This window comes from Neisseria lisongii (genome assembly GCF_028463985.1).
In the GTDB taxonomy this organism is placed as follows: Bacteria; Pseudomonadota; Gammaproteobacteria; order Burkholderiales; family Neisseriaceae; genus Neisseria; species Neisseria lisongii.
In genome coordinates this window covers 1,773,801-1,800,348 of sequence record NZ_CP116766.1, presented here as the reverse complement: position 1 = coordinate 1,800,348, position 26,548 = coordinate 1,773,801, and the positions used below count along the sequence as shown (strand labels likewise).

Below are 26,548 nucleotides of genomic sequence, written 5' to 3'. Positions count from 1 at the left end.
TTCAGACGGCCTTGCCAACCCAGTTTTACGGAAAAACACCATGTCCATCAAATCTTTCATCCTCGCTGCCGCCCTGCTGCCCGCCGCCGCTTTTGCCGACATCAACATCCAACGCTGGCACACGCCGCAAGGCACGCAGGTGCTGCTGGTCGAACGCCATGAAAACCCGATTGTCGATGTAGAAATCAGCTTCAAAGGTGCCGGAAGCGTGTTCAACCCCGACAGCAGCACCCAAACCGCCGAATTTACCGCCGCCCTGCTCACGGACGGTACGAAAAGTTTAGACGAAGAAGCCTTTAACCGGCGCAGCAACGACATCGCCGCCGACATCGCCAGCAGCAGCGGACAGGAAACCGCCACCGTTTCCCTGCGCAGCCTGAGCCAAAGCACCAACCTCACTGCTGCACTGGCGCTGCTCAACGAATCGCTGACCGCTCCCCGCTTCGATGCAGCCGTGTTCGCCCGCCGCAAACAGCAGGCCGTTACCGCCCTCAAACAGCGGGAAACCACACCCGATTTCACCGCAGAGCGTATGTTTACCCGCCTGATTTATCCGCACCACCCCTACGGCAACAGCGCCAATATCACCGTTGCCGGACTGGAAAAAGTCAGCTTGGACGACATTCGTGCCTTCCACCGCAGCCGTTATGCGAAAAACAATGCCGTGATTGCGATTGTCGGCGACGTTACCCGTATTCAGGCGGAAAAACTGGCGGCGGCGGCTCTCGACGGTTTACCCGACACCACCCAAACCGACAGCCGCATTGCACCTGTGGATAAACCTCAAGCCCGAACCAGTGAAATGCCGTTTGCCGGCGAGCAGGCGCATATTGTTCTCGGTATGCCGCTGATTCAACGCAACGACCCCGACTATTATGCTTTGGTTGCCGGTAACTACATTTTGGGCGGCGGCGGCTTCGACAGCCGCCTGATGAAAAAACTGCGGGACGAAAAAGGCTATACCTACGGCGTGTACAGCATACTCGAACCGGCTTCGCAGGCCGGCCCGCTGCGCATCGAATATTCCACCCAAAAGAAAAACGCCCGCGCCTCGCTGGCAAACGCCCGATCCGTTATCGAAACCTTTATCGCCCAAGGCCCGACCGAAGAGGAATTGAAGCAGGCCAAAGCCAATATTGTCGGCGGCTTCCCGCTGCGTTTCGATTCCAATGCCAAGCTGGTCAAATATCTGAGCCTGATCGGCGTGTACAACCTGCCCGACGATTATCTGCAACGCTATCCCGAAGCAGTGTCCAAACTGACGGTGCAGCAGATTAAAGACGCTTGGCGGCGGCGGGTGAATCTGTCGGATTTCAGCACCGTCGTTGTCGGCGCGGAGTAATCCGTTCAACATCAAAACAGGCCGTCTGAAAATCTGATTTTAGCTTCGCAGAAACTCGTTACCCTCGTTTTAGCGAAACCTTCGGTTTTCAGACGGCATTGATGTGGAATTTAAAGAACACGTGCCTGTTTAGACAGGCACGCTTGTATATCCAACTTCCAGTATCATAACAAGCAACACCCGCCCGGCCGCCACCCGTGCGCACCCAAGGTTCAACAACCGCTGTGTAGCTTAGGGAAGCCGGGCAACCCATCAACACAACCGGACAGTTGCCCGACAACACAACCGAATGCAAGACAGGTTTATGATGAGTACCCAAAACTACGGCGGTATCGACATCGCCAAACGAAACTTCGTTATCGGCATCACGTCTTCCAAAAAGACCAAAACCGAGACCAACAACCAAAAAGGCTTTCTCCACACCATCGAATACCTGAAAAAACATCAGGTCTCACTGGTTGTGATGGAAAGCACCGGCGGACTGGAAATCCCATTGGCCAAAGCACTGCACCGGGCAGGATTCAAAGTCATCATTGCCAATCCCCGTCAGACGCACCAATTCGCACAGTCGCAATCACTCACCAAAACCGATGCGGCCGATGCCAAAATGTTGGCGTTTTACGCACAGGTAATCACACAAAAGCCCGATTGGGAACGGCAGCTCTATACGCCGCCGAGTGAGGCAGAAGAAATCCTCGAAGCCTTAATCAGCCGCCGCACTCAACTGGTTGAAATGCGCAGTGCCGAAAAAAACCGTTTGCAGCAGGTACATGAAACACAGATTCAAAGTGTTGAAGCACTGATCGCACATTTCGACGCACTAATTGCTGCTTTGGACAGACAGATCGAAGAACATAACGACACTCATTTTGGCGACAAAAGCAGTCTGCTGCAAAGCATCAAAGGTATCGGCCCGACTACTGCGGCGACCTTATGTGCGATGTTGCCGGAATTGGGCAAAGTATCGCATAAACAGATTGCCGGTTTGGTAGGTGTCGCCCCTTATGTGAAAGAAAGCGGCACAATGAAGTTTAAAAGCCGCTGTTTCGGCGGGCGCAGTGCTGTACGCAAAACGCTGTATATGGCGGCGATGGTGGCGGCACACTACGAACCGAGGATTAAGGACTTCTACCAACGTCTGCGTTTGCGGGGTAAGCCGTACAAAGTGGCGGTAACGGCCTGTATGCGTAAGCTGCTGACGATTCTGAATGCGATGATGCGGGATCGTTTGGCGGCAGTGAGTGCTGTTTGATCATGTTGAAGTATTGCCGGTTTTGTTTAGACCGGCCTTCAGACTAACCGTTTTTGTATTTTTGCCCGACGGGGTGAAAAATACAGTTGCTACACATTATTCTCCCGTCCCGCTGGCGGGAAGGGTTAAGAGAAGGGGGTTCACTTAGGTTGTAATATTTTTTGGTTAATCCACTATACAATCAAACAGGCCGTCTGAAAATCAAGGGTTTGCCATGCAAAACCTGATTTTCAGACGGCCTGTCGGTCGAATAAAACTAAAACCTTACTCAACCGTTACCGATTTCGCCAGATTGCGGGGTTTGTCCACATCGGTTCCCCTTGCCAGCGCTGCGTGGTAAGACAGCAGTTGCACGGGAATGGTATGCACAATCGGCGACAGGGTGCCGACATGGCGGGGCGCTCGGATAACGTGTACGCCGTCGGCGGCGGCGAAATTGCTGTCCAAATCGGTGAACACAAACAACTCGCCGCCCCGTGCGCCGACTTCCTGCATATTGGCTTTGACTTTGTCGAGCAGGTTGTCGTTCGGCGCAATCACCACCACCGGCATATTTTCGTCCACCAATGCCAGCGGGCCGTGTTTCAATTCGCCCGCCGGATAGGCTTCGGCGTGGATATAGGTGATTTCTTTGAGTTTCAGTGCGCCTTCGAGGGCAATCGGGAAGTGTATACCTCGACCCAAAAACAGGGCGCTGTTTTTCTTAGAGAATTTCTGCGCCCAAGCGGCGATTTGCGGTTCAAGGTTCAGAACATGCTGGATGCTGCCCGGCAACTGGCGCAATTCTTCGGCATAGGCCTGCGCCGCTTCTTCGCCGACAAAGCCCCGCAGTTTGCCCAAGGTAACCGCCAAGCCGAACAAGGCCACCAGTTGGGTGGTAAAGGCTTTGGTGGACGCTACGCCGATTTCGGCACCGGCACGGGTGTACATCACCAATTCGCTTTCGCGGGGCAAGGCGGATTCCATCACGTTGCAAATGGAAAGGCTGTGGGTCTGCCCCAAGGATTGGGCGTATTTCAGGGCTTCCATGGTATCCAGCGTTTCGCCGGATTGGGAAATGGTTACCACCAGCTGCTGTGGGTCGGCAATCACATCGCGGTAACGGTATTCGCTGGCGATTTCGACATCGGTCGGCATTTTGGCGATGGATTCCAGCCAGTATTTAGCGGTCAGCGCTGCATAATACGAGGTGCCGCAGGCGAGGATTTTGATGCTGCGGATGTCGTTGAAGACTTCACGGGCTTGTTTGCCGAAGTTTTCCGGCTCGAAACCGCCGTCTAAAAAGACTTCGGCGGTATCCGCCACGGCACGGGGCTGCTCGTGGATTTCTTTCTGCATAAAGTGGCTGTACGGACCCAACTCCAGCGAGGCCAGCGACAGTTCGGACACTTTGACCTGACGGTCGGCGGCTTGGCCGTTTTTATCGGTCAGCTTCACAATGCCGTCTGAATTCAGCAGGGCAATGTCGCCGTCTTCCAGATAGGAAATTTTGCGGGTAAACGCAATCACGGCGGATACATCGGAAGCGATAAAGGTTTCCTGTTCGCCAAACGCCACCAGCAGCGGACAGCCCATGCGTGCCACCACCATTTCTTTGTCGTTTTCCTGCGAAATCACGGCAATGGCGTATGCACCGTGGAAATTTTTCGCCGCCTCCTGCACCGCTTCGTAAAGGCTGCCGCCGTTTTGACGGTATTCGTGGTTGATGCTGTGGGCAATCACTTCGGTATCGGTTTGCGATTCAAACACATAACCCAAGCCTTGCAGACGTTCCCGTTCGGCTTCGAAGTTTTCGATAATGCCGTTATGCACCACGGCAATCATGCCGCCGGAAATATGCGGGTGGGCGTTGGGTTCGGTTACGCCGCCGTGGGTTGCCCAGCGGGTGTGGCCGATACCGAGATGGCCGTGGATTTCTTTGGCACGGGCCGCATCTTCCATCAGCTGCACTCTGCCGACACGACGCACCCGGCGGACTTTTTCGCCGGTGTGGACGGCGATGCCCGAAGAGTCATAGCCCCGATATTCAAGACGTTTGAGGCCGTCGGTCAAAAAATCGACGACATTGTGGTTGGCGCGCACTGCGCCGACGATACCGCACATAATCAGTTCCTTAGTATCAAAATCATCGTGAATTAAATCTAAACCGGTACGGCGTTGTCTTGCCTTGTCCTGATAAATTCACTTTCACTATAAACATTGCCGAAATATCGTGAAACCGTTGGTTTCGCCGTAATATTTCAGCTGAACAATCCACACTGCCTGATGTTGGTTTTCAGACGGCATGGCACGGAAACCGCCGTCCGCACCGTTCGGCTTTTGGACAGCAGATTTTAAAAATTCTGTTTATTCTGTTTTTAGACGGTCTGTTTCTCATTCAGGCCGTCTGAAAAACAAACGAAATGCGTTCGGCAACAAGCCAAACCGTTTATTTTTTATCGCCTTTTTCCGGCCGCACCCAGCCTTCGATAACGGTTTGGCGGGAACGGGCGAGGACGAGTTTGCCGGCTTCGCAGTTTTTGGTGATGGCGCTGCCGGCACCGGTGGTTACACGGTCGCCGAGGGTTACGGGGGCAACCAGCACGCTGTTTGAGCCGATACGCACTTCGTCGCCAATCACGGTTTGGTGTTTATGCACGCCGTCGTAGTTGGCGATAATCGTTCCGGCACCGAAATTGGTTTTGCGGCCGACTTCGGCATCGCCGATGTAGGTCAGATGGTTGGCTTTGGTGCCTTGGCCGATGCGGGCGTTTTTCACTTCGACAAAGTTGCCGATGTGGACATCTGCCGCCAGTTTTGCCTGCGGGCGCAGGCGGGCATACGGGCCGATATGGTTGTTGCTGCCGACTTCGCAGTCTTCCAGCACCGAAAACGGGGCAATGCGGCTGCCTGCACCGATTTTGGCGTTTTTAATCACGCAGTTGGCACCGATTTCGACATCGTCGCCAATCTCGACTTCGCCCTCGATAATCACGTTGGCATCAATCACCACGTCTTGTCCGTGTTTCAGACGGCCTCTGAGATCGAAACGTGCCGGATCGCGCAGGGTTACGCCGGCTTTGAGCAGGGCTTGCGCCTGTCCGGCTTGGAAAATGCGTTCCAACTCGGCAAGCTGGACTTTATTATTGACACCGGCCGCCAGATGCGATGCGGCAACCTGTACGGGGTGGACGGCGATGCCGTCGGTATTGGCCAGCGCAATCAGGTCGGTCAGGTAATATTCGCCCTGTGCGTTGTTGCTGGACAGGCTGTTCAGCCAGCCTTCGAGCTTGGCGTTGGGCAATACCAAAATGCCGGTATTGGTTTCTTTTACGGCTTTTTGGGCGGCATCGGCATCTTTTTCTTCGACAATCGCCACCACTTTGCCCCCGTTTCGGATAATGCGGCCGTAGCCGGTCGGGTCGTCCAACACATCGGTCAGCAGGCCGACTTCGTTACCGGCGGCGGCCAGCAGGTTTTCCAGCGTGGCGGCATCGGTCAGCGGCACATCGCCGTACAACACCAGCGTGCGGCCTTCGGCGGGCAAATGCGGCAAGGCGGTTTTGACGGCGTGGCCGGTGCCGAGCTGCTCGGTTTGTTCGACCCACACCACATCCCGTTGCACTTTTTCCAAAACCTGCTCTTTACCATGGCCGATAACCACGCAGATTTTTTGCGGATTGAGTTGGGCGGCGGTGTCGATTACCCGTGCCAGCATTGGTTTGCCGCCGATTTCGTGCAGCACTTTCGGCATTTTGGAATACATGCGCGTACCCTTGCCGGCGGCAAGAATCACGATATGCAGGGGATTTTTGTTCATCTTGGTTTCTTTCTTGACAGGCCGTCTGAAAAACGGTTAATCCACTCATTCGTTTTCAGACGGCATACATCGGCATCAGCGGGCTTGGTGTTCGGGCTGTTTCCAAGTTGTTCCCCGCACGTTGTCTGCTTCGCCCGCCGCCGGTTTCACGGCGTGCTGTTCGGGGCGGAACTGGTTGTATTTCATATTGCGGGAATAAGAGCCGTCTTGGTAGTAAACCGGTGTGCCGGTTTCGTATTTTTGGCGCAGGCCGGTGTGTCCGTCGGCATCCCGATAGGTTTCCCACGAGCAGCCCGCCACGGCCAGCGCCGCCAGCAGCATGATTGTGTAACGCATTTTGTGTCCTGAAAATAAATGTCTGCCGGAATTATACGCCCGAAGCGGGTCGGCTTAAACCGTTCTGACCGTAAAAATGCGTTTGCTAAAGCCGTTTTAACTGAGTAAAAACTCGTTTTATCCGTTTTGGTCAAACCTGCGGTTTCATTCGTTTTCAGACGGCCTTGAACGCCGCCAGTTCCCGCATATCCGCCGCCGCATAATCGACAAACGGCAATTTGTGCGCTCCTTTGCCGAACCAGACGGTCATCATGCCCAAATCTTTGGCGGTCCGCAGATTGGCGGCGCTGTCGTCCACCATCACGCACTGCTGCGGGGCAACCGACCATTGCCGGCAAACTTCGAGATAGGCCTGCGGATTCGGTTTATACAGCAAACCGAAGGTATCTGTGCCGAAACTGCGTTCAAAAAACGTATCGAGCCGCAAAGCCCTGAGCAAACCGTCCACATAAAAAGACGGCCCGTTGGAAAATACCGCTTTGCGTCCCGACAATGCAGACAGGGTTTTGGCGGTATCGGGCATCGGCTGCAGCGCCGCCAACAGTTGCGGCATGGGGTGGCTCGCCCGCAGAAACGCCATGATGTCGATTTCGGGATGGTGCAGCCGCAGCCCCGCCAGCGTTGCGCCGTAGCGGTGCCAATAATCTTCGCGCAGCTGCGATGCTTTGCGGTGCGGCAAATTGAGGCTGTCTGCCAGATAATCGGTCATCGCTCGGTTGATCAGCCGGAAAATGCCCGCATCGGCATGGTGCAGCGTGTTGTCCAAATCAAACAGCCAAACGGTTTCGGTGTGTGTCATTTTGTGGTCGGATAGGGTGGATGGGTGTCGGCCGCAGTATATCGTGAATTCATTTTAAATACTTACCACCGAAGCATCATTTTCAGACGGCATGAGACCTTTGCAAAACCCTAGATTTGAGTACAGTTCGAAGTTATAGCAGCACAAAAATCGCAGACATATCATAAAGATAGGCAAGATTTTGAGCAGCGCATAACGAAGAAATGTACCAAAGATAGGGAATTTGCAAAGGTCTCGGACTGTTTCTGTTTTCAATGCTACAATATGCTTTTTTATTATCAGCTTCAGGAACAACCATGCAATCTTCTCTGCACAATTTACGCTGGGGAACGTTCAGCCTGATTGAAGGCGATATGATCAGCAATTATGCAAAAGCCTACGGCGAATGGTCGGAAACCGAAGTCCGCTTTTTTCTCAGCCAGCTTGCCGACACCGACAATGTGATCGAAGTCGGTGCTAATTTGGGACTGCATGCCGTTCCGATTGCCAAACAGATTGCCAAGGGCAAACTGTTCTGCTTTGAGCCGCAGCGGATTATTTTCCAACATCTCTGCTGCAATCTGGCACTCAACCAACTGACCAATGTTTATGCTTATCAGGCGGGCGTGGGCGGCGCAACGGGAACAATGGAAATTCAGAGTTCGGATTACCATCATGCTTGGAATTACGGTAGTTTTTCGCTTGATAAAGGTTTCAGCAGCGAGGCTGAATACGATGCCGAAATCAATATGGAATATCTGCCCGTGGTGCGTTTGGACGAAGTCGCCGAAATTCTCAAACTGGATTCGCTCAAACTGCTGAAAATCGATGCCGAAGGCTTTGAAATTCCGGTGTTGTCGGGTGCGAAAGGGCTGATTGAGCGGTTCAAACCGATTATTTTTGTCGAAGCCCTGCCGCACAGCCAAAACGAACTGTATGCCTATCTCAACGCCATCGGCTACCGCTGCTACTGGTTTGTGTCCAACCGTTATCAGGAAACCAATTTCTACGGTCAGGAAAAAATGTTTGACGGCACCGACATCAATTTTGTCTGCTTCCACGAATCGGTGGTGCAGTACAGCCCCGAACAGATTCCGGGCTATCTGGTAGAAGTGCAGACAGAACCGGCCAGCCAGCCAGCCAGCCAGCCAGCCAGCCAGCCAGCCAGCCAGCCAGCCAGCCAGTGCAGGATAACTATACCCTGTTGTCTTGCCAATAAAATTTACACCGTGCCGCTTGATTTCAAGCGGCATTTTTTTGTCTGCTTTCCGCTTTATGAAACATCATTGCCGTCTGAAAATATGGTTTTAGCTGCGCAGAAACTCGCTTTGCTCGTTTTGGCGAAACCTTCGGTTTTCAGACGGCATGAAACCATCAATGAAAAATATGCGCACAACGGCACACACGCCGTACTTGATTTGTCTGAAAAATCGGGCATTCCGGCAATATGTTAAAATACCCCTTTTGCGCCGGAACAACGGTGGGCAATCGGGATATTGTCCCGCTGCCAAATCCCCTGTTTTGGCTGCGCAGAAACTCATTTCATTCGTTTTCAGACGGCCTTTGTCGGAACTTTATATTATGATCGGTTTTTACACCCTGTTTAAAAAAGAAGTGCTGCGTTTTTGGAAGGTCGGGCTGCAGACAGTAGCAGCACCGATGCTGACGGCGCTTTTGTACCAGCTGATTTTTTCCCATGCCGTCGGGCGGCATATCGAAACGCTGCCGGGCGTGTCTTATCATGCGTTTCTGATTCCGGGGCTGGCGATGATGAGTATGCTGCAAAATGCGTTTGCCAATGCCTCCAGCAGCCTGATTCAGTCCCGGCTGACCGGCAATCTGGTGTTTATTCTGCTGCCGCCGCTGTCGGTGCGCTCGTTTTTCGGGGCGTATGTCGGGGCGGCGGTGCTGCGGGGGCTGCTGGTCGGCATCGGGGTGGTGGCGGTAACGGCTCCTTTCGGGCTGCCGATGCCGCAACATTGGGGCTGGATTGCGCTGTTTGCGCTGCTCGGTTCGGCGGTGATGGGCATGTTCGGGCTGCTGGCGGGGATTGTGGCGGAAAAGTTCGACCAGTTGGCGATGTTTCAGAATTTTCTGATTATGCCGCTGACGTTTCTTTCGGGCGTGTTTTATTCGATTGGAAGCCTGCCGGAATTTTGGCAAGGGGTCAGCCGTCTGAATCCGGTTTTTTATATGATAGACGGGTTCCGTTTCGGCTTTTTCGGGGTCAGCGATGTTTCGCCGTGGCTGTCGCTCTCTGTGGTCGGGGCGTTTGCGGCGGCTTGGGCGGCGGGTATGCTGGCTTTGTTGAAGTCGGGCTGGCGGCTGCGTTCTTAATCATGTTCAGCGTATTGTTATCGTGAAATAACCCCAAAGCAACACAAGGCGGCGAGCCGAAGCCAACGCTGTCGTGCTTGGAGCTTATTTCGCTAGAGTACACAATTTTCAGGCCGTCTGAAAAAGCGTAGCTAAAATCTGCTTTGCCCATTTTCAGACGGCCTCACACACTACCAACAGGAAAGGATTGTTATGCAGGATTTTAATTTCGAGCAACTGACCCATTTTAAAGGCTGGGAGCATCTGGCGGATACGGGCATGAGTTTCGGCACCGATGTTTTGGCGGCGCTGGCGATTTTTATTGGCGGCAAATGGCTGGTTACTCGGGTTGTGAAGCTGATGAAGACGGCGCTGACCCGTGCCAAAGTGGATATGACGTTGGTAAGTTTTCTCGGCAATGTGGCCAATATCGGCCTGCTGATTTTGGTGATTATCGCCGCTTTGAGCAAGGTCGGCATTCCGACTACTTCGGTTACGGCGCTGATCGGCGGTGCGGGTTTGGCGATTGCCCTCTCGCTCAAAGACCAGCTGTCGAATTTTGCCGCCGGTGCGCTGATTATTCTGTTCCGCCCGTTTCAGGTCGGCGACTATATCAAAGTAAACGGTTTTGAAGGCTATGTGCGCGAAATCAAAATGGTGCAGACTTCGCTGCGTACGTATGCCAATGAAGAAGTGGTGCTGCCCAACAGCGTGGTAATGGGCAACAGTATTACCAATAAATCTTCGCTGCCGCTGTGGCGGGCGCAGGTGGTGGTGGGCGTGGATTATGCCTGCGATTTGAAAACTGCCAAAGCGGCGGTACTCAAAGCGGCGACCGATCACCCGAAATGTATCCAAACCGAAAAACCCGCCAGCGTGCAGATTACCAATCTGGGCGACAATGCGATTGAAATCACGCTTTGGGCGTGGACGACCGAAGCCGACTGGTGGGCGTTTCAATGCGATTTGAACGAGCAGGTGGTGGAAAGCCTGCGTGCAGTCAATATCAATATCCCGTTCCCGCAGCGGGACGTACATATCGTGTCGCAGGTTCAGCAGTCTTAATCTGCCCGACAACATTGCCATGCCGTCTGAAAACGGGTTTCTGCGAAGCTAAACCGCAAAACCGCATTTTTCAGACGGCATTTTTGTTACAATAAATGTCTTTCTGATTTTCCTGCCGAGCCGATTTCCATGAGCAAACCCGCCGTTTCCCCGATGATGCAGCAATATCTGGGCATTAAGTCCCAACACGCCGACAAGCTGGTGTTTTACCGCATGGGCGACTTTTACGAACTGTTTTTCGACGATGCGGTCGAGGCGGCGAAACTTTTGGACATCACGCTGACCACGCGCGGCCAGATAGACGGCGTACCGATTCAGATGGCGGGCGTGCCGTTTCACGCCGCCGAGCAGTATCTGGCACGGCTGGTGAAAATGGGCAAAAGCGTGGCGATTTGCGAACAGGTCGGCGAAGTCGGCACCGGCAAAGGGCCGGTGGAACGCAAAGTCGTGCGCATCGTAACCCCCGGCACGCTTACCGATTCGGCATTTTTGGAAGACAAGGAAACCAACCGCATCGCCGCCGTTGCCGTCGGCAAAAAACACATCGGGCTGGCGTGGGCATCGCTGCAAAGCGGCGAATTTAAAGCCAAGCTGACCACGGCGGACAAACTCGCCGACGAGTTGGCACGTTTGCAGGCGGCGGAAATTCTGTTGCCCGACAGCAAAAACCTACCCGTTTTTCAGACGGCCTCGGCAAACATCACCCGCCTCAACGCTTGGCAATTTGCCGCCGACAGCGGCGAAAAAATGCTGACCGACTATTTCGGCTGCCAAGACCTCAACGGCTTCGGGCTGAACACGGCGGAGCACGCCGAAGCCGTCGGCGCTGCCGGTGCGCTGCTCAACTATATCCGCATCACGCAAAACCTGATGCCGCAGCATTTGGACGGCATTTCGCTGGAAACCGAAAGCCAGTATATCGGCATGGATGCCGCCACCCGCCGCAATCTGGAAATCACGCAAACCCTCTCCGGCAAAAAAGCGCCGACCCTGTTTTCCACCCTCGACCAATGCGCCACCCACATGGGAAGCCGCCTGCTCGCCCTGTGGCTGCACCACCCCCTGCGCAGCCGCAGCCACATTCAGGCACGCCAAGAGGCGGTTGCCGCCCTACGTACGCAATACCAAGACATTCAAGGCCGTCTGAAAAACACCGCCGACATCGAACGCATCGCCGCCCGCATTGCCGTGGGCAATGCCCGTCCGAGAGATTTGGCCGCCCTGCGAGACAGCCTGTTTGAGCTGGCGGCACTGGATTTCGCTGCCGACACCAGCAGCCTGCTGCTCACCCTCAAACAGGTTTTTCCCGCCACCCTGCCGGTTGCGGAAAAACTCAAAGCCGCCATTCTGCCCGAACCGGCGGTGTGGCTGCGGGACGGCGGCGTGATCAACAACGGTTTCCACAGCGGCTTGGACGAATTGCGCCATATCCAAAACCACGGCGACGAATTTCTGCTCGCCCTCGAAGCACGGGAACGGGAACGCACCGGCTTGTCCACCCTGAAAGTCGAGTTCAACCGGGTTCACGGTTTCTACATCGAACTCTCGAAAATCCAAGCCGAGCAAGCTCCCGCCGACTACCAGCGCCGCCAGACGCTGAAAAACGCCGAACGCTTTATCACGCCCGAACTGAAAACCTTTGAAGACAAAGTCCTCACCGCCCAAGAACAGGCGCTGGCGCTGGAAAAACAACTGTTCGACAACCTGCTCAAAGAACTTCAGGCCACCCTGCCGCAACTGCAACAAGCCGCCAAAGCCGCCGCCGCATTGGACGTTTTGTCCGCCTTTGCCGCACTGGCGGAACAACGCCAATTTGTCTGCCCCGAATTTGCCGACTATCCCGTTTTACATATCCGCAACGGCCGCCATCCCGTCGTCGAACAGCAAGTGCGCCACTTCACCGCCAACCACACCGATTTCGACCACAAACACCGCCTGATGCTGCTCACCGGCCCCAATATGGGCGGCAAATCCACCTATATGCGCCAAGTCGCCCTGATTACCCTGCTGGCGCACACCGGCTGCTTCGTCCCCGCCGACAGCGCCAAAATCGGCCCCATCGACCAGATTTTCACCCGCATCGGTGCCAGCGACGACTTGGCCGCCAACCGCTCTACCTTTATGGTTGAGATGAGCGAAACCGCCTATATTCTGCACCACGCCACCGAACAATCGCTGGTGCTGATGGACGAAATCGGCCGCGGCACGTCCACCTTCGACGGCTTGGCGCTGGCGCAAGCGATTGCCGAACACCTGTTGCAGAAAAACCAATCGTTCAGCCTGTTTGCCACCCACTATTTCGAACTCACCCGCCTGCCCGAAGCCCACGCCGCCGCCGTCAATATGCACCTGAGCGCCTTGGAACAGGGACAAGACATCGTTTTCCTGCACCAAATCCAACCCGGCCCCGCCAACAAAAGCTACGGCATCGCCGTCGCCAAACTCGCCGGCCTGCCCGCCCGCACCCTCAACGCCGCCCGCAAACACCTCAACACACTCGAAAACCAAGCCGCCGGCGCACAACCGCAGTTGGACATCTTCAGCAGCCTGACCGAAGCCGACACCATGCCGTCTGAAAATCATAGGGTTCACCAAAATGAAAACAACAGCAACCCGCCCGCCCCGCCAACAGACGAAACCGCCGCCCGCCAACTGCTCGCCGAACTCGCTAAGCTGCACCCCGACGAGTTATCCCCAAGACAGGCACTCGATGCACTGTATCGGTTGAAAGAATTGGCGGAATGAATGATATGGGTAGGTTACGCAAGGAGAAAAAATGGATAATCGAAAACCACTGAAAACATGGCTGGATTTCGATCAGCAGCTCGAACTGCTGAAAACCAGAGGCTTACATATCGAAAATGAAAACCGTGCCAAACAATATTTACAACGTATCGGCTATTACCGTTTGAGCGGTTATTTTTACCCTTTTCGAGAATTTAATCCTGAAAATACGTTTTCCCGCCTGAATACTTTTCAAAAAGGAAGTACGTTTGAAACCGTATTGGCGCTTTATATTTTCGATAAAAAACTGCGGCTGATGGCTTTAGATGCGTTGGAACGGATTGAAATGGCAATACGGGTAGATGTTGCCTATACTTTAGGTAAAAGAAGTTCTGATGCCCACCAAAACAGTTCCTGCCTGCACGGTAATTTTGTCCGCCCGCAATCAAATGGTTCCCAATCGAAACATCAAAAATGGCTGGAGAAATACGAAGGTTTGGTATCCCGAGCGAGAAAGCAGGATTTTGTCCGGCATAATCTGGAAAAATACGGATGCCTACCCATTTGGGCTGCTTGCGAAATTTTGGATTTCGGTGCTTTATCCATGCTGTTTAGCGGCATGAAATATGAAGATAAACAAATCATTGCCCGAAAATATCATGTGCAAAACCACAATGAAATGGAACAATGGTTACGGAGTCTGAACTTTATCCGCAACGTTTCTGCGCATCACAGCCGTTTATGGAACACCAATATCACTGAACGTGCCAATCTAAGCGCTAATTTTCCACAAGATCCATATTGGTCGCAATTAAAAAACGACCGAGCATTTGCTTATTTTTGTGTGATGCAGAAAATGCTGACTGTTATTTGCCCTCATTCATCATGGAGCAAACGGTTTGATGCGTTGATGGAGACATTCCCCAAAAATCCGATCATCAATCTGCACATGTTCGGTTTGCCGGAAAATTGGCAATTATGGGATTTGTGGGAAAAACCACAGCCTGATAATATCGTGAAATAACCCCAAAGCAATACAAGGCGGCGAGCCGAAGACAGTACAAATAGTACAGTAAGGCGAAGCCAACGATGTAGTGCTTTGAGGTTATTTCATTATAAATAAGAAAGCCGACACGTACATTGTTGCCAATGCAGAGGTGTCGGGCGTATTGCCAGCAATTATAACCCATAATTCAAAAAACACAACCAAAAGCCGTCTGAAAATCCGATTTTCAGACGGCTTTTGGTATGGTTACCCGGCTCACTGTCCTGCTTTGCTGCCGCCGGGACCGTAAACGGCGTTCCATGCGGCATCGAGTTGCTGGCCGGCCTGCTGCAATACGGCGGCGTGGCTGTTTTTGAAGTTTTGGGCGGCTTGGATTTCGCCCTGCAGGCGTTCGATGTCGGCTTGGGCTTTGGCAAGCCGTTTTTGGGCATCGGCAAGCTGGGTGTGCAGGCTGACGAGTTTGCCGTCGTTGTCGGTGTGTGCCTGAAGGGCGCTGCGGTAGCTGCTTTGGGAGGACAACAATGCGTCTTCGGCCGGACCGGCGTAGGCGGTCAGCGGCAATATGATGGCGAGCAGGTATTTTTTCATATCGGTTCCTTGTGAACGTGAAACATCGGCCGCAGGCCGTCTGAAAATGAGCGAAACCAGTTTGATGAAACCTGCGGTTTTAGCTCCGCTGAAACTCGCTTCACTCGTTTTCAGACGGCCTGTTGCGTTTAGCTACGGATACGTTTCAAGACTTCGTCTTTGCCGATCAGTGCCAATACGGCATCGACGCTCGGTGTTTTGGCGGTGCCGCACACGGCGAGGCGCAGCGGCATGCCGAGTTTGCCCATTTTGATGCCTTCTTCGTCGCAAAACGGTTTGAACAGGCTGTGGATATTTTCGGTTGTCCACTCGTTCAGGCTTTCGAGTTTGCCGGCAAACCGCAACATGCGGTCGGCGGCATCGTCGTCCCAGTGTTTGGCAACGTCGGCTTCGGCCGGTACTTGTTTTTGGTAGAAATAAACGCACTCTTCCGCCAAGGCGTTGAGGTCTTGGGCGCGGTCTTTCACCAAGGCAATCACGTCTGTCAGCGCAGGTGCGGCTGTTTCGGTAATGCCTTTTGCTTCCAGACGGTGGCGGATCATGTCGGCGAGGGTATCGTTCGGGGTGATTTTGATGTGTTCGCCGTTAATCCACAACAGTTTTTTCATGTCCATGCGGCTTGGCGACGGGGAAACATCTTTGAGGTCGAACCATTCAACAAATTGTTCCATGGTGAAAAATTCGTCGTCGCCGTGCGCCCAGCCCAAGCGTGCCAGATAGTTGAGCATGGCTTCGGGCAGAATGCCCATTGCGCCGAAATCGGTGATGGCCACGGTGTCGCCGCTGCGTTTGGAAATTTTTTTGCCCTGCTCGTTCAAAATCATCGGCAGATGGCCGTATGCCGGAACATCGGCACCCATGGCTTTTAAGATATTGATTTGTTTCGGAGTATTATTAACATGGTCGTCGCCTCGGATAACATGGGTAACGCCCATATCGAAATCGTCCACCACCACGCAGAAATTGTAGGTCGGCGAGCCGTCGGCACGAGCGATAATCAGATCATCGAGCGCTTCGTTGGGAAAGCTGATTTCGCCTTTGACCAAGTCGGTCCACGAAGTGTCGCCGGTCAGCGGGGTTTTGAAGCGGACCACGGGCTGCACGTCCGCCGGAATGTCGGGCAGGGTTTTACCGGCTTCGGGCCGCCAGCGGCGGTCGTAAGTAGCCGTGCCTTCCCGTTCGGCTTTTTCGCGCATGGCTTCCAGTTCTTCTTTGCTGCAGTAGCAGTAATAAGCGTGGCCGGATTCGAGCAGCTCGGCCACCACTTCTTTATAGCGGTCGAAGCGTTGGGTTTGGTACACCACATTACCGGCATTGTCGTAATTCAGGCCGACCCAGTCGATGCCGTCCATAATCACTTTGACCGATTCGGCCGTCGAGCGTGCCAAGTCGGTATCTTCGATACGCAGCAGAAATTCGCCTTGGTGATGGCGGGCAAATGCCCATGAAAACAGAGCGGTGCGCACACCGCCGATGTGCAGATAGCCGGTCGGACTGGGTGCAAAACGGGTTTTGACGGTCATAATGGGTTTCCAATTTTCAAAAAAGCTGTAAAGCAGTTATTGTACTGTTTTTCAGGGTGCTTGAAAAACAGCGTGCTGTTTCGCCGTCCGCTAACGGTTGCCCGATACAAAGCGCCACAAGCGGTTGCCCCAATATGCAGCATAATAGGCAGACAGGGCGTAGCTTTCCTGCAGCAGAAAACGGTCTTTCTTTTTGCCCTCGTCATAACGGCTGGTTGGCGTTCCCGAAACACGGGCGTTCAGATTCAATTCGTCGGCGATGGCGGCGGCACGGGCCAGATGGTAAGGGTCGCTGACAATTACGATGGTGCGGATATCGTGGTGATGCAGCAGCGGACGGATATTACTGAGGTTTTCGTAGGTATTGCGGGACGTGTTTTCAAACAGAATATCGCGGGCGGGAATGCCCTGTTTGAGCGCATAGCGGCGGCCGACTTCGGCCTCAGTCATATAGCCTTTTTTCGGCGTGCCGCCGGTAAAAATGATTTTATCCACACGTCGGCTCTGATACAGCGCAATGGCATGATTGATGCGTTCCCGAAACACCGGCGAAGGGCGTTTGTCCCACGCCGCAGCACCCAACACCACCGCCGCATCAACATGCACCCCGTCGGGCAGCCTGCTTTTGCCGGTCTGATAAACCAGCCACACGATGGCGGCAAACGCCGACAACGCCAATACCATGCCGAGCGCCGTACCTTGCAGCAGATGGCGGAAGCGGGGAAGGCGGAACATGGTTTTCAGACGGCCTCACACTGACAGCAGCGCTTCGATGTTTTCCAGCGGGCGGCCGACGGCGGCACGGTTGCCGGAAACAAAAATCGGGCGTTCCAGCAAGGCCGGATGTTCGGCGATGGCACGCAGCAAATCATCGTTGCCCAAGGCTTCGTTGTCCAAACCCAGCTCCCGATACAGATCGTCTTTCACCCGCATCATGCTGCGCACGGAATCTTCACCCAGTTTGGCAAACAGCTCTTGCAGCGCTTCCAATGTCGGCGGCGTGTCCAAATAATGCACCACCTCGGCAGCGATGTTGCGCTCTTCCAACAAAGCCAGCGCCGCACGGGATTTACTGCAGCGGGGATTGTGATACAGATATTGTTTGTCGGCACGATTTTCAGACGGCATAGCGGCATTCCTAAAACAGATTAAAGATGTCCATTATCGGCTTCATTGCGGTTTTCCTCAACCGCCTGTGCGAAAATCCAACATAATTTGCCGTTTACCCACTGTTTCCGACTTATCCACATTTCGACAGACTTCGGGCAAACAGGCTACAATAACGTCCATCAACCGCCACGGAGAACCCAATGAAACATTTTTCCGCCCTAATTCTTGCCGCCGCCCTGTTGCCGCTTTCCGCCACCGCCGCCGAGTTGCAGCACTGGCAAACCAATGCACCGCAGTCGCTGCAATCGCTCAAAGCACCAGTGCGCATTATTAACCTGTGGGCAACTTGGTGCGCCCCGTGCCGCAAAGAAATGCCGGCGATGTCGGCATGGTATGCCGCCCGCAAAAAAGGCAGCGTCGATATGGTCGGCATTGCGCTGGATTCTAGCGACAACATCGGCAAATTTTTAAAACAGACACCGGTCAGCTACCCGATTTGGCGCTACACCGGCACCAACAGCCGCCAGTTTATGAAATCCTTCGGCAACCAAATCGGCGTATTTCCGTTTACCGCAGTGGAAGCACCCAAATGCGGCTACCGCCAGACCCTCACCGGCGAAGTCAATGCCCAAAGCCTGACCGCCGCCGTCAAAGCCGCCCAAGCAGCCTGCAAATAAAATCTGTGGATAAGTAAGGCCGTCTGAAAACCATTATTGCAATCGGTTTTCAGACGGCCTTAAATTATTGTGGATTAACTTAATAATCCATACGGTTTCAAATCACCCGTTTCTCCACAACTTTTCAACAATATGTGGATAATTCCGGGATAACTTTCCGCCCTGTTTTCCCCGTTTCCGAAACACACGGGCAGCGGGCGGTTTTATCCCCTATCTAAACCCCGCAAAAACCTTTATAATTCATGCCGGTTGGCTGCTGATTATCCGGCAGGCCGCCAGTATCCGTCCCGCCGCCGTGCCGTTTGTCCGGCATTAATGATTTTGTGGATAATTTTTCCGCAACGGCGGCCGACTGTCTTTCAGGAATGATTTATGATCCGTTTCGAACAAGTTTCCAAAACCTACCCGGGCGGTTTTGAAGCCTTAAAAAACATCAGTTTCCAAATCAGCAAAGGCGAAATGATTTTTATTGCCGGCCATTCCGGTTCGGGAAAATCGACTGTGTTGAAGCTGATTTCGGGCATCACCAAGCCCAGCTTGGGCAAGGTTTGGTTCAACAATCAGGATTTGGGGTCGCTCAACGACAACCAAATCGGTTTTATGCGCCAGCATATCGGCATTGTGTTTCAAGACCACAAAATCCTCTACGACCGCAATGTGCTGCAAAATGTGATTTTGCCGCTGCGGATTATCGGCTATCCGCCGGCCAAAGCGGAAGAACGCGCCCGCATTGCGATTGAAAAAGTCGGATTAAAGGGGCGGGAAAACGATGATCCGGTTACGCTTTCGGGCGGCGAGCAGCAGCGTTTGTGTATTGCCCGTGCGGTGGTCCACCAGCCGGCGCTGCTGATTGCGGACGAACCCTCCGCCAATCTCGACCGTGCTTATGCGCTGGATATTATGGAACTGTTTAAAACTTTCCACGAAGCGGGTACGACCGTGATTGTGGCGGCGCACGATGAAACGCTGATGGCGGATTACGGCCACCGTATTCTGCGCCTGCAGAAAGGACGGCTGGCATGAGCATTCATTATTTTTCCCTGCATACCGAATCGGCACGCAGCGCCTTTAAAGAATTGTTGCGCCAGCCCGTCGGCACACTGCTGACGCTGGTGATGCTTGCGGTGGCGATGACCTTGCCGCTGTTTCTGTATTTGGGCGTGCAAAGCGGCCAGAGCGTGTTGGGTAAACTCAACGAGTCGCCGCAGATTACGGTGTATCTGGACACCCACGCGGCTAAGGAAGATGCCGATACCGTCGCCGCCCTGCTGAAACAGGATCAGCGGCTGGACAAAATCCGTTTTGTCGGCAAACAGGAAGGATTGCAGGAGTTGCAGAGTAATCTGGATCAGAATCTGGTGTCGATATTGGACGAAAATCCGCTCCCCGATGTGTTTATCGTAACGCCGGATGCCCGTTTTACGCCGCAGCAGATGCAGGCGGTGTATGACGACCTGCTCAAACTACCGATGGTGGAATCGGCGGCGATGGACACCGAATGGGTACGCACGCTGTACCAAATCAATGAATTTATCCGCAAAATCCTTTGGTTTTTAGCGGTAACGCTGGGCATGGCTTTTGTCTTGGTGGCACACAATACCATACGCCTGCAGATTCTCAGCCGCAAAGAAGAAATCGAAATTACCAAACTCTTGGGTGCGCCGGCTTCGTTTATCCGCCGCCCGTTTCTGTATCAGGCGGTGTGGCAGGCGCTGCTGGCTTCAGCGGTCAGCCTCGGCCTGTGCGGCTGGCTGCTGGCCGCCGTCCGCCCGCTGGTTGATGCGATATTCAAGCCCTACGGTCTGAACATCGTCTGGCGCTTTTTCAACGGCGGCGAAACCGCCCTGATTCTCGGTGCGGTTACGGCGCTGGGCGTGTTCGGCGCATGGCTCGCCACCACTCAGCACCTGCTCGGCTTCAAAGCCAAAAAATAGTGTTGGTCAAAGATTCAATTTTCAGACGGCCTGTGGATAACAGGCTGTTTTTTTTACATCCAAAACATGGTACACCTCCTGAAAACATGATAATGTTGGACATCGATACCGTCCGCTTTTAAAGCACCTTCACAATCAGGCCGTCTGAAAAACGGACGGGCTTTCCCGCTGCTTGGGATAACCTGTGGATAAAATTTGCCTGCAAAAGGAATTTCACCATGTCTGCACTGCAAACCGTCGCCCTTCATTTGAGCCGACACCACCAAACCGTTACCTGCGCCGAATCCTGCACCGGCGGCCTGCTTGCCGCTGCGCTGACCGAAATTTCCGGCAGTTCGCAATGGTTTCAACAAAGTTTCGTTACTTACAGCAATCAGGCCAAAAGCGAGCGTTTGGGCGTATCGCCGGCAACGCTGCTGGCACACGGTGCCGTCAGTCAGGAAACCGTGCGCGAAATGGCGCAGGGTGCCAAAACGCTGGCGGGGGCGGATTACGCCCTCAGCATTTCCGGTATCGCCGGCCCGACCGGCGGCAGCCCTGAAAAACCCGTCGGCACGGTCTGGTTCGGCTTGGCAACGCCGCAAACCTGCCTGCAATGCACGGTTTTATTTGAGGGCAACCGCCAGCAAATCCGCCAAAAAGCAGTGGACTATGCACTGAATCTGCTGGCGGAACACTTGGTTTGAACCGCTTGCTCGGTTTCAGATATCGTGAATTCACTGAATAATTCATACGTTTTTTTAAACAGAGCGTAGGTTGGGTCGAGACCCAACACGGTTGGAAATACCTTGAAACATAAGATTTTGTTGGGTTACGCTCGTGCCTTGCTAACAACAACCTACGCACTGAGTTGTAATATTTTTAAAGTAAATTCACTATATATGCCCAATCATATCGGGGTATTCTTCCGAGCATTACCCAGTTTAAAAACCCCAAGTGTTACAACAATAAATGCCGTCTGAAAAACGTTTTTCAGACGGCATATTTTTTATTGTGAAGCGTTTTAAATCATTGATTCTTAAAACTTGGCAGCAAAATATGCCAAGGTTCGGATCAACTGGCAAGTGTAAGACATTTCGTTGTCATACCATGCCACGGTTTTCACCAACTGTTTGTCGCCGACCGTCATTACCTTGGTTTGAGTGGCATCAAACAGCGAACCGTATTCGATGCCGATCACATCGGACGACACAATCGGGTCTTCGGTATAACCGTAAGCCTCGCTGGCAGCGGCTTTCATGGCGGCATTGACGGCTTCTTTGGTTACCGGCCGTTCCAACACGCTCACCAATTCGGTCAACGAACCGGTGGCCACCGGCACACGCTGCGCCGAGCCGTCTAATTTGCCGTTCAATTCCGGAATCACCAAACCGATGGCTTTGGCGGCGCCGGTGCTGTTGGGCACAATATTGATGCCGGCGGCACGGGCGCGGCGCAAATCGCCTTTGCGGTGCGGTGCGTCTAAGGTGTTTTGGTCGCCGGTGTAGGCGTGAATGGTGGTCATCAAGCCTTCGACAATACCGAATTCCCGCTGCAAGACGGCAGCCATCGGTGCCAGACAGTTGGTGGTGCAGGAAGCAGCGGAAATCACGGTTTCACTACCGTCCAAAACGGTTTCGTTCACGCCGTACACCACGGTTTTGACATCATTGCCGCCGGGGGCGGAAATCACTACTTTGCGGGCGCCGGCACGGATATGGGCTTCGGCTTTTTCTTTGCTGGTGAAAAAGCCGGTGCATTCCAATACCACATCCACGCCCAATTCGCCCCACGGCAATTCTTCGGGATTGGGTTTGGCAAATACTTTGATTTCCCGGCCATTGACCACAATGGCGTTTTCTTTTAATTCGGCCGAACCTTGAAAACGACCCTGAGTGCTGTCGTATTTAAACAGGTGCAGCAGCATATCGGCCGGGGTCAGGTCGTTTACGGCCACCACTTCGATGCCTTCGGTGCGGGTAATCTGGCGCAGCGCCAAACGGCCGATGCGGCCGAATCCGTTAATCGCTACTTTGATGCTCATATTGGGTTCCTCGTTAATCGGTTAAGCGGAAACAAAATTTCATTTACTCCATTCTATCCTGAAATAAAATTACTCGCTATCACTACATGCAATTACTTTACCGATTGTTTGATTTAGATAAAATCCGCTGAAAGTTTTTGTTTATTTTTATTTATATCGCAATCATTTGAGCGGCTCTGTCAATCTTTGTTATGGTTTAACGTGTTTTGGTGTGTTTTGCAGGGTGCTGTTTACAATAATTCTATAAATTAAAATATAAAAAGATGATTTTGATGAAGACGGATTTTGTTTGTGGGTAACTTTAAAATTATTTTAAAAACAAATTCTTGATAATGATTTTAGGCGGCGAATAAGCCGCCTTGAGCCTTTGGGACGGCTTGGGATAACTGTTGTCGTTTGTGTTATCCTTGTGGATAATGTTATGGTTATCCACAAATTTTGCCAAAGTTGTACCAAAGGCCGTCTGAAAATCGGGGTTTGCGGCGGTCAGGGCAAAAATTTATCCGCAGAAATTCAGGATTTCCGATTGGGAAAATTGTATATAGACTGGGGATAAATGCCGGTTTTTGCCTATTTTTCAAACACAAACGGTTTGTCTTGGCGGCGGCGATGGCTTTATTAGAGAAAAACTATTGGGGAAGAATAGATTATCGCTTATTTTTACCGTATCATCAGGATTCCGAATATTTAGAGAGGCAACATTATGCTGCAACGGACGCTTGCCCAATCCATCAGTGTAACCGGTGTCGGCCTGCATTCAGGCGAACGGGTGGCGCTGACCCTGCACCCTGCTCCGGAAAACAGCGGGATTGCGTTCCGCCGTACCGACTTGGCGGGCGAACAGGGCGACATTATCCGCCTGACCCCCGATTTGATTAACGATACCCGCCTGTCTTCCACCATTGTTACCGACAAAGGCGTGCGTGTCGGCACCATCGAACACATTATGTCGGCGCTGTCGGCCTATGGTGTGGATAATGTGTTGATCGAACTCAATGCCCCCGAAATTCCGATTATGGACGGCTCGAGCCTGCCCTTTATCTATCTTTTGCAAGATGCCGGGATTGTTGATCAAAAAGCGCAAAAACGCTTTTTGCGGATTGTCAAACCGGTGGAAATCCGGGAGGCGGACAAATGGGTGCGCTTTACGCCGTATGACGGTTTCAAAGTAACGCTGACGATTCAGTTTGACCACCCCGTGTTCAACCGCAGCAGCCCGACGTTTGAAATCGATTTTGCCGGCAAATCCTATGTGGATGAAATCGCACGCGCCCGCACGTTCGGTTTTATGCAGGAAGTCGAAATGATGCGTGCGCACAATCTGGGCTTGGGCGGCAATTTAAACAATGCGGTGGTGATTGACGATACCGATGTGCTGAACCCCGAAGGGCTGCGCTATCCCGACGAGTTTGTCCGCCATAAAATTCTGGATGCCATCGGCGATTTATATATTGTCGGCCACCCGATTATCGGCGCATTTGAGGGCTACAAATCCGGCCACGCCATCAACAACGCCCTGCTGCGGGCGGTATTGGCGGACGAAGCCAATTATGAATGGGTGGAATTTGCGCATGATGAAGATTTGCCGGATGCGTTCCACGAGCTGACCTTTAAAAAAGCAGCTTGATTGTTTAATATAAATCTACTAAAAAATCCGCCAAGTCCGAAAAACAGGCGGATTTTTATATTTAAGGCCGTCTGAAAATAAGCAGAAGTTGCTGCAAAGCTAAAACCAAAGTTCTATTGAGTAAACTGTTTTTCAGACGGCCTTGTCGTGGCTTCCCTTTAAAGCAATACAACATTATAGTGGATTCACTTTAAAAGTAGGACAAGGCGGCGAGCCGCAGACAGTACAGGTAGTACGGCAAGGCGAGCCAACGCTGTAATACTTTTAAAGTGAATTCACGATAGCTTGCTTTACCCTCTTTTACCCTATTATCTATTTTACCGCCTAATCTTAAGGTATAAATCAACGGGAAACTGTGTACAGCAGCCAGTTTATCCACAGCATTTCTTTCAAGATAAAAAATATCCACAACTCTGCACATCGATCCAACCGGTTTATCCGCGCCCTTTTTTAAGAGCCAACTGGTTAAAATATATAGGTAATTAAACTTATCCACAAAATTGCGATGCCTTCAATTTCATCATCAAATTATTATTTAATTTATTGTATAGGCTTCTTTCGGCCGTCTGAAATGCCACCATTCACAGTAAAACCATCTTTTCAAAAAATTAAAAAGTTAAGGATTGTTAAACAAACGTAAATCAGGTAGAGTTACGCCCGATAGATTAAAGCAATTATGGAGCTTCAAAATAATGAAAGGCGATATTGGTGTCATCGGTTTGGCGGTAATGGGCCAAAACCTGATTCTGAATATGAACGATCACGGCTTTAAAGTCGTGGCGTTCAACCGAACCACCAGCAAAGTTGACGAATTTTTAAACGGTGCGGCAAAAGGCACCGATATTATTGGCGCCTACTCGCTGCAAGATTTGGTTCATAAACTGGAAAAACCAAGAAAAATCATGATGATGGTTCGAGCCGGTGCGGTTGTGGACGATTTTATCGAACAATTAGTGCCGCTGTTGGACGAAGGCGACATCATCATCGACGGCGGCAATGCCAATTATCCGGACTCTACCCGCCGTACGCACGAGCTGGCGGCCAAAGGCATCCGCTTTATCGGTGCCGGCGTGTCGGGTGGCGAAGAAGGTGCGCGCAGAGGCCCTTCGATTATGCCGGGCGGCGACGAGTCTGCATGGGCGGAAGTGAAACCGATTTTTCAGGCGATTGCCGCCAAAACGCCGCAGGGCGAACCTTGTTGCGACTGGGTCGGCCGGGACGGTGCGGGACACTTTGTGAAAATGGTGCATAACGGCATCGAATACGGTGATATGCAACTGATTTGCGAAGCCTACCAGTTTATGAAAGACGGTTTGGGTCTGTCGTATCCGGAAATGCACGAGATTTTCAGCGCTTGGAATAAAACCGAACTGGATTCCTATCTGATTGAAATCACATCCGATATTTTAGGTTATCAAGATGAAGACGGCGAGCCGCTGGTGGAAAAAATCCTCGATACCGCCGGCCAGAAAGGCACTGGCAAATGGACGGGCATCAATGCCTTGGATTTGGGCATTCCGCTGACGCTGATTTCCGAAGCCGTATTCGCCCGCTGCGTGTCGGCGCTGAAAAGCCAGCGCGAGCAGGCCGGCCGCCTGTTTGCCAAAACCGTTCAAACGGTGGACGGCGACAAAGCCGAATGGGTGGACGCATTGCGTCAGGCGCTTTTGGCTTCCAAAATCATTTCCTATGCACAAGGCTTTATGCTGATCCGCGAAGCGGGCGAAACCCATGACTGGGCGCTCAATTACGGCAACACCGCCCTGTTGTGGCGGGAAGGCTGCATTATCCGCAGCGCATTCCTCGGCAATATCCGGGATGCCTACGAAGCCAATCCGGATTTGGTGTTTTTAGGCACCGATCCTTATTTCAAAAACATTTTGGAAAACTGCTTGCCGGCATGGCGCAAAGTGGTCGCCAAAGCGGTGGAATGCGGCATCGCCATGCCGTGCATGACTTCCGCCATTACGTTCTTAGACGGCTACACCAGCGAACGCTTACCCGCCAACTTGTTGCAGGCACAGCGGGACTATTTCGGTGCGCATACGTATGAGCGTACCGACAAACCCCGCGGCGAGTTTTTCCACACCAACTGGACCGGCACCGGCGGCGATACCGCTTCGACCACTTACGATATTTAATCGAAAAGCGAACAGGCGCTGACCAAGCCGTCTGAAAATCGGGTTTTGCACTGCAAAATGTCGATTTTCAGACGGCTGTTTTCTTTTTGGCAACAGGTTTTCCACAATATGCTTTGGATAAGTTTTTAAAAAGAATAAAAATAAGATATTGAAAATAATCAGTAAAATTTATTATTTAGAGAATTGTACAGAGATCGATACTGTTTTCCACAAAAGTATCCACAATATGTGGATTTGTTGTAGAAAAAATTTCAGTACATTCTAAATTCAACTCGACCGTCATTCCGACGAAAGTCGGAATCCATCT

Annotated in this window: 23 protein-coding genes; 13 read left to right on the top strand and 10 right to left on the bottom strand. The window is 52.5% G+C overall.

Annotation, left to right across the window (positions count from 1 at the left end; translation table 11 throughout):
• Positions 1 to 46: 46 nt before the first annotated feature.
• Entirely contained in the window at positions 47 to 1,342 is a 1,296-nt protein-coding gene (locus PJU73_RS08300; RefSeq protein WP_371871516.1) for a M16 family metallopeptidase, read from the top strand.
• Between the two features lie 289 nt (positions 1,343 to 1,631).
• Complete coding sequence (locus tag PJU73_RS08295; RefSeq protein WP_443094073.1) at positions 1,632 to 2,594, top strand: IS110 family RNA-guided transposase; 963 nt, start codon at positions 1,632 to 1,634, stop codon at positions 2,592 to 2,594.
• A gap of 264 nt (positions 2,595 to 2,858) precedes the next feature.
• Here PJU73_RS08295 and glmS read toward each other — a convergent pair whose 3' ends face one another.
• From glmS to PJU73_RS08275, 4 genes are all read right to left on the bottom strand, one after another.
• Positions 2,859 to 4,697, bottom strand: a complete 1,839-nt coding sequence (gene glmS, locus PJU73_RS08290) for a glutamine--fructose-6-phosphate transaminase (isomerizing) (RefSeq protein WP_237090665.1) — start codon at positions 4,695 to 4,697, stop codon at positions 2,859 to 2,861.
• Between the two features lie 325 nt (positions 4,698 to 5,022).
• Positions 5,023 to 6,393, bottom strand: coding sequence for a bifunctional UDP-N-acetylglucosamine diphosphorylase/glucosamine-1-phosphate N-acetyltransferase GlmU (glmU, locus tag PJU73_RS08285; protein WP_237090666.1), 1,371 nt, complete (start codon positions 6,391 to 6,393; stop codon positions 5,023 to 5,025).
• Positions 6,394 to 6,468: 75 nt separating this feature from the next.
• Positions 6,469 to 6,729, bottom strand: coding sequence for a spore cortex protein (locus PJU73_RS08280; RefSeq protein WP_237090667.1), 261 nt, complete (start codon positions 6,727 to 6,729; stop codon positions 6,469 to 6,471).
• Positions 6,730 to 6,883: 154 nt separating this feature from the next.
• Entirely contained in the window at positions 6,884 to 7,528 is a 645-nt protein-coding gene (locus PJU73_RS08275) for a pyrimidine 5'-nucleotidase (RefSeq protein ID WP_237090668.1), read from the bottom strand.
• 296 nt (positions 7,529 to 7,824) lie between these two features.
• Between PJU73_RS08275 and PJU73_RS08270 the strand changes: the two genes are divergently transcribed.
• The 5 genes from PJU73_RS08270 (at position 7,825) to PJU73_RS08250 (ending at position 14,636) form a co-directional block, all read left to right on the top strand.
• Positions 7,825 to 8,961 (top strand): FkbM family methyltransferase, encoded by a 1,137-nt coding sequence (locus tag PJU73_RS08270; protein ID WP_272606944.1) that lies wholly within the window; start codon positions 7,825 to 7,827, stop codon positions 8,959 to 8,961.
• 127 nt (positions 8,962 to 9,088) lie between these two features.
• Entirely contained in the window at positions 9,089 to 9,844 is a 756-nt protein-coding gene (locus PJU73_RS08265) for an ABC transporter permease (RefSeq protein ID WP_237090669.1), read from the top strand.
• A gap of 186 nt (positions 9,845 to 10,030) precedes the next feature.
• On the top strand, positions 10,031 to 10,888 hold the full coding sequence (locus tag PJU73_RS08260) for a mechanosensitive ion channel family protein (RefSeq protein WP_371871486.1): 858 nt from the start codon (positions 10,031 to 10,033) through the stop codon (positions 10,886 to 10,888).
• Positions 10,889 to 11,017: 129 nt separating this feature from the next.
• Entirely contained in the window at positions 11,018 to 13,633 is a 2,616-nt protein-coding gene (gene mutS / locus PJU73_RS08255) for a DNA mismatch repair protein MutS (protein WP_237090671.1), read from the top strand.
• A 31-nt stretch (positions 13,634 to 13,664) separates the two neighbouring features.
• Positions 13,665 to 14,636, top strand: a complete 972-nt coding sequence (locus PJU73_RS08250) for an Abi family protein (protein ID WP_237090672.1) — start codon at positions 13,665 to 13,667, stop codon at positions 14,634 to 14,636.
• Between the two features lie 237 nt (positions 14,637 to 14,873).
• Here PJU73_RS08250 and PJU73_RS08245 read toward each other — a convergent pair whose 3' ends face one another.
• The 4 genes from PJU73_RS08245 to arsC form a co-directional block, all read right to left on the bottom strand.
• Entirely contained in the window at positions 14,874 to 15,206 is a 333-nt protein-coding gene (locus tag PJU73_RS08245) for a hypothetical protein (RefSeq protein WP_237090673.1), read from the bottom strand.
• Between the two features lie 128 nt (positions 15,207 to 15,334).
• The gene (gene gltX / locus PJU73_RS08240; RefSeq protein WP_237090674.1) at positions 15,335 to 16,729 is read right to left on the bottom strand and encodes a glutamate--tRNA ligase; all 1,395 of its coding nucleotides are present in this window, start codon (positions 16,727 to 16,729) and stop codon (positions 15,335 to 15,337) included.
• A 90-nt stretch (positions 16,730 to 16,819) separates the two neighbouring features.
• Positions 16,820 to 17,464 (bottom strand): YdcF family protein, encoded by a 645-nt coding sequence (locus PJU73_RS08235; protein WP_237090675.1) that lies wholly within the window; start codon positions 17,462 to 17,464, stop codon positions 16,820 to 16,822.
• Positions 17,465 to 17,479: 15 nt separating this feature from the next.
• Positions 17,480 to 17,857: an arsenate reductase (glutaredoxin) gene (gene arsC / locus PJU73_RS08230; protein WP_237090676.1), complete on the bottom strand. Its 378-nt coding sequence runs from the start codon at positions 17,855 to 17,857 to the stop codon at positions 17,480 to 17,482.
• 182 nt (positions 17,858 to 18,039) lie between these two features.
• Here arsC and PJU73_RS08225 point away from each other — a divergent pair, with 182 nt between their 5' ends.
• The 4 genes from PJU73_RS08225 to PJU73_RS08210 all read left to right on the top strand — a co-directional run bounded on the left by PJU73_RS08225 (position 18,040) and on the right by PJU73_RS08210 (position 21,136).
• Positions 18,040 to 18,516 carry a TlpA disulfide reductase family protein gene (locus tag PJU73_RS08225; protein ID WP_237090677.1) on the top strand — a complete coding sequence of 159 codons (477 nt, stop codon included), beginning with the start codon at positions 18,040 to 18,042 and terminating at the stop codon, positions 18,514 to 18,516.
• 372 nt (positions 18,517 to 18,888) lie between these two features.
• Entirely contained in the window at positions 18,889 to 19,539 is a 651-nt protein-coding gene (ftsE, locus tag PJU73_RS08220) for a cell division ATP-binding protein FtsE (protein WP_237090678.1), read from the top strand.
• A complete protein-coding gene (ftsX, locus tag PJU73_RS08215; RefSeq protein ID WP_237090679.1) occupies positions 19,536 to 20,450 on the top strand; it encodes a permease-like cell division protein FtsX in 915 nt (304 codons plus the stop codon). Before ftsE ends, ftsX begins: the two co-directional genes overlap by 4 nt.
• Before the next feature lie 218 nt (positions 20,451 to 20,668).
• Positions 20,669 to 21,136, top strand: a complete 468-nt coding sequence (locus PJU73_RS08210; RefSeq protein ID WP_237090680.1) for a CinA family protein — start codon at positions 20,669 to 20,671, stop codon at positions 21,134 to 21,136.
• 332 nt (positions 21,137 to 21,468) lie between these two features.
• On the opposite strand, the gene gap is transcribed toward PJU73_RS08210, so the two are convergent.
• Entirely contained in the window at positions 21,469 to 22,473 is a 1,005-nt protein-coding gene (gene gap, locus PJU73_RS08205; RefSeq protein ID WP_237090681.1) for a type I glyceraldehyde-3-phosphate dehydrogenase, read from the bottom strand.
• 703 nt (positions 22,474 to 23,176) lie between these two features.
• Between gap and lpxC the strand changes: the two genes are divergently transcribed.
• Complete coding sequence (gene lpxC, locus PJU73_RS08200; protein ID WP_237090682.1) at positions 23,177 to 24,100, top strand: UDP-3-O-acyl-N-acetylglucosamine deacetylase; 924 nt, start codon at positions 23,177 to 23,179, stop codon at positions 24,098 to 24,100.
• Between the two features lie 190 nt (positions 24,101 to 24,290).
• On the opposite strand, the gene PJU73_RS08195 is transcribed toward lpxC, so the two are convergent.
• A complete protein-coding gene (locus PJU73_RS08195) occupies positions 24,291 to 24,596 on the bottom strand; it encodes a hypothetical protein (RefSeq protein WP_237090683.1) in 306 nt (101 codons plus the stop codon).
• A 196-nt stretch (positions 24,597 to 24,792) separates the two neighbouring features.
• On the opposite strand from PJU73_RS08195, the gene gnd reads away from it, so the two are divergent.
• Positions 24,793 to 26,241, top strand: a complete 1,449-nt coding sequence (gene gnd / locus PJU73_RS08190) for a decarboxylating NADP(+)-dependent phosphogluconate dehydrogenase (RefSeq protein ID WP_237090684.1) — start codon at positions 24,793 to 24,795, stop codon at positions 26,239 to 26,241.
• The last annotated feature ends 307 nt before the right edge of the window (positions 26,242 to 26,548 follow it).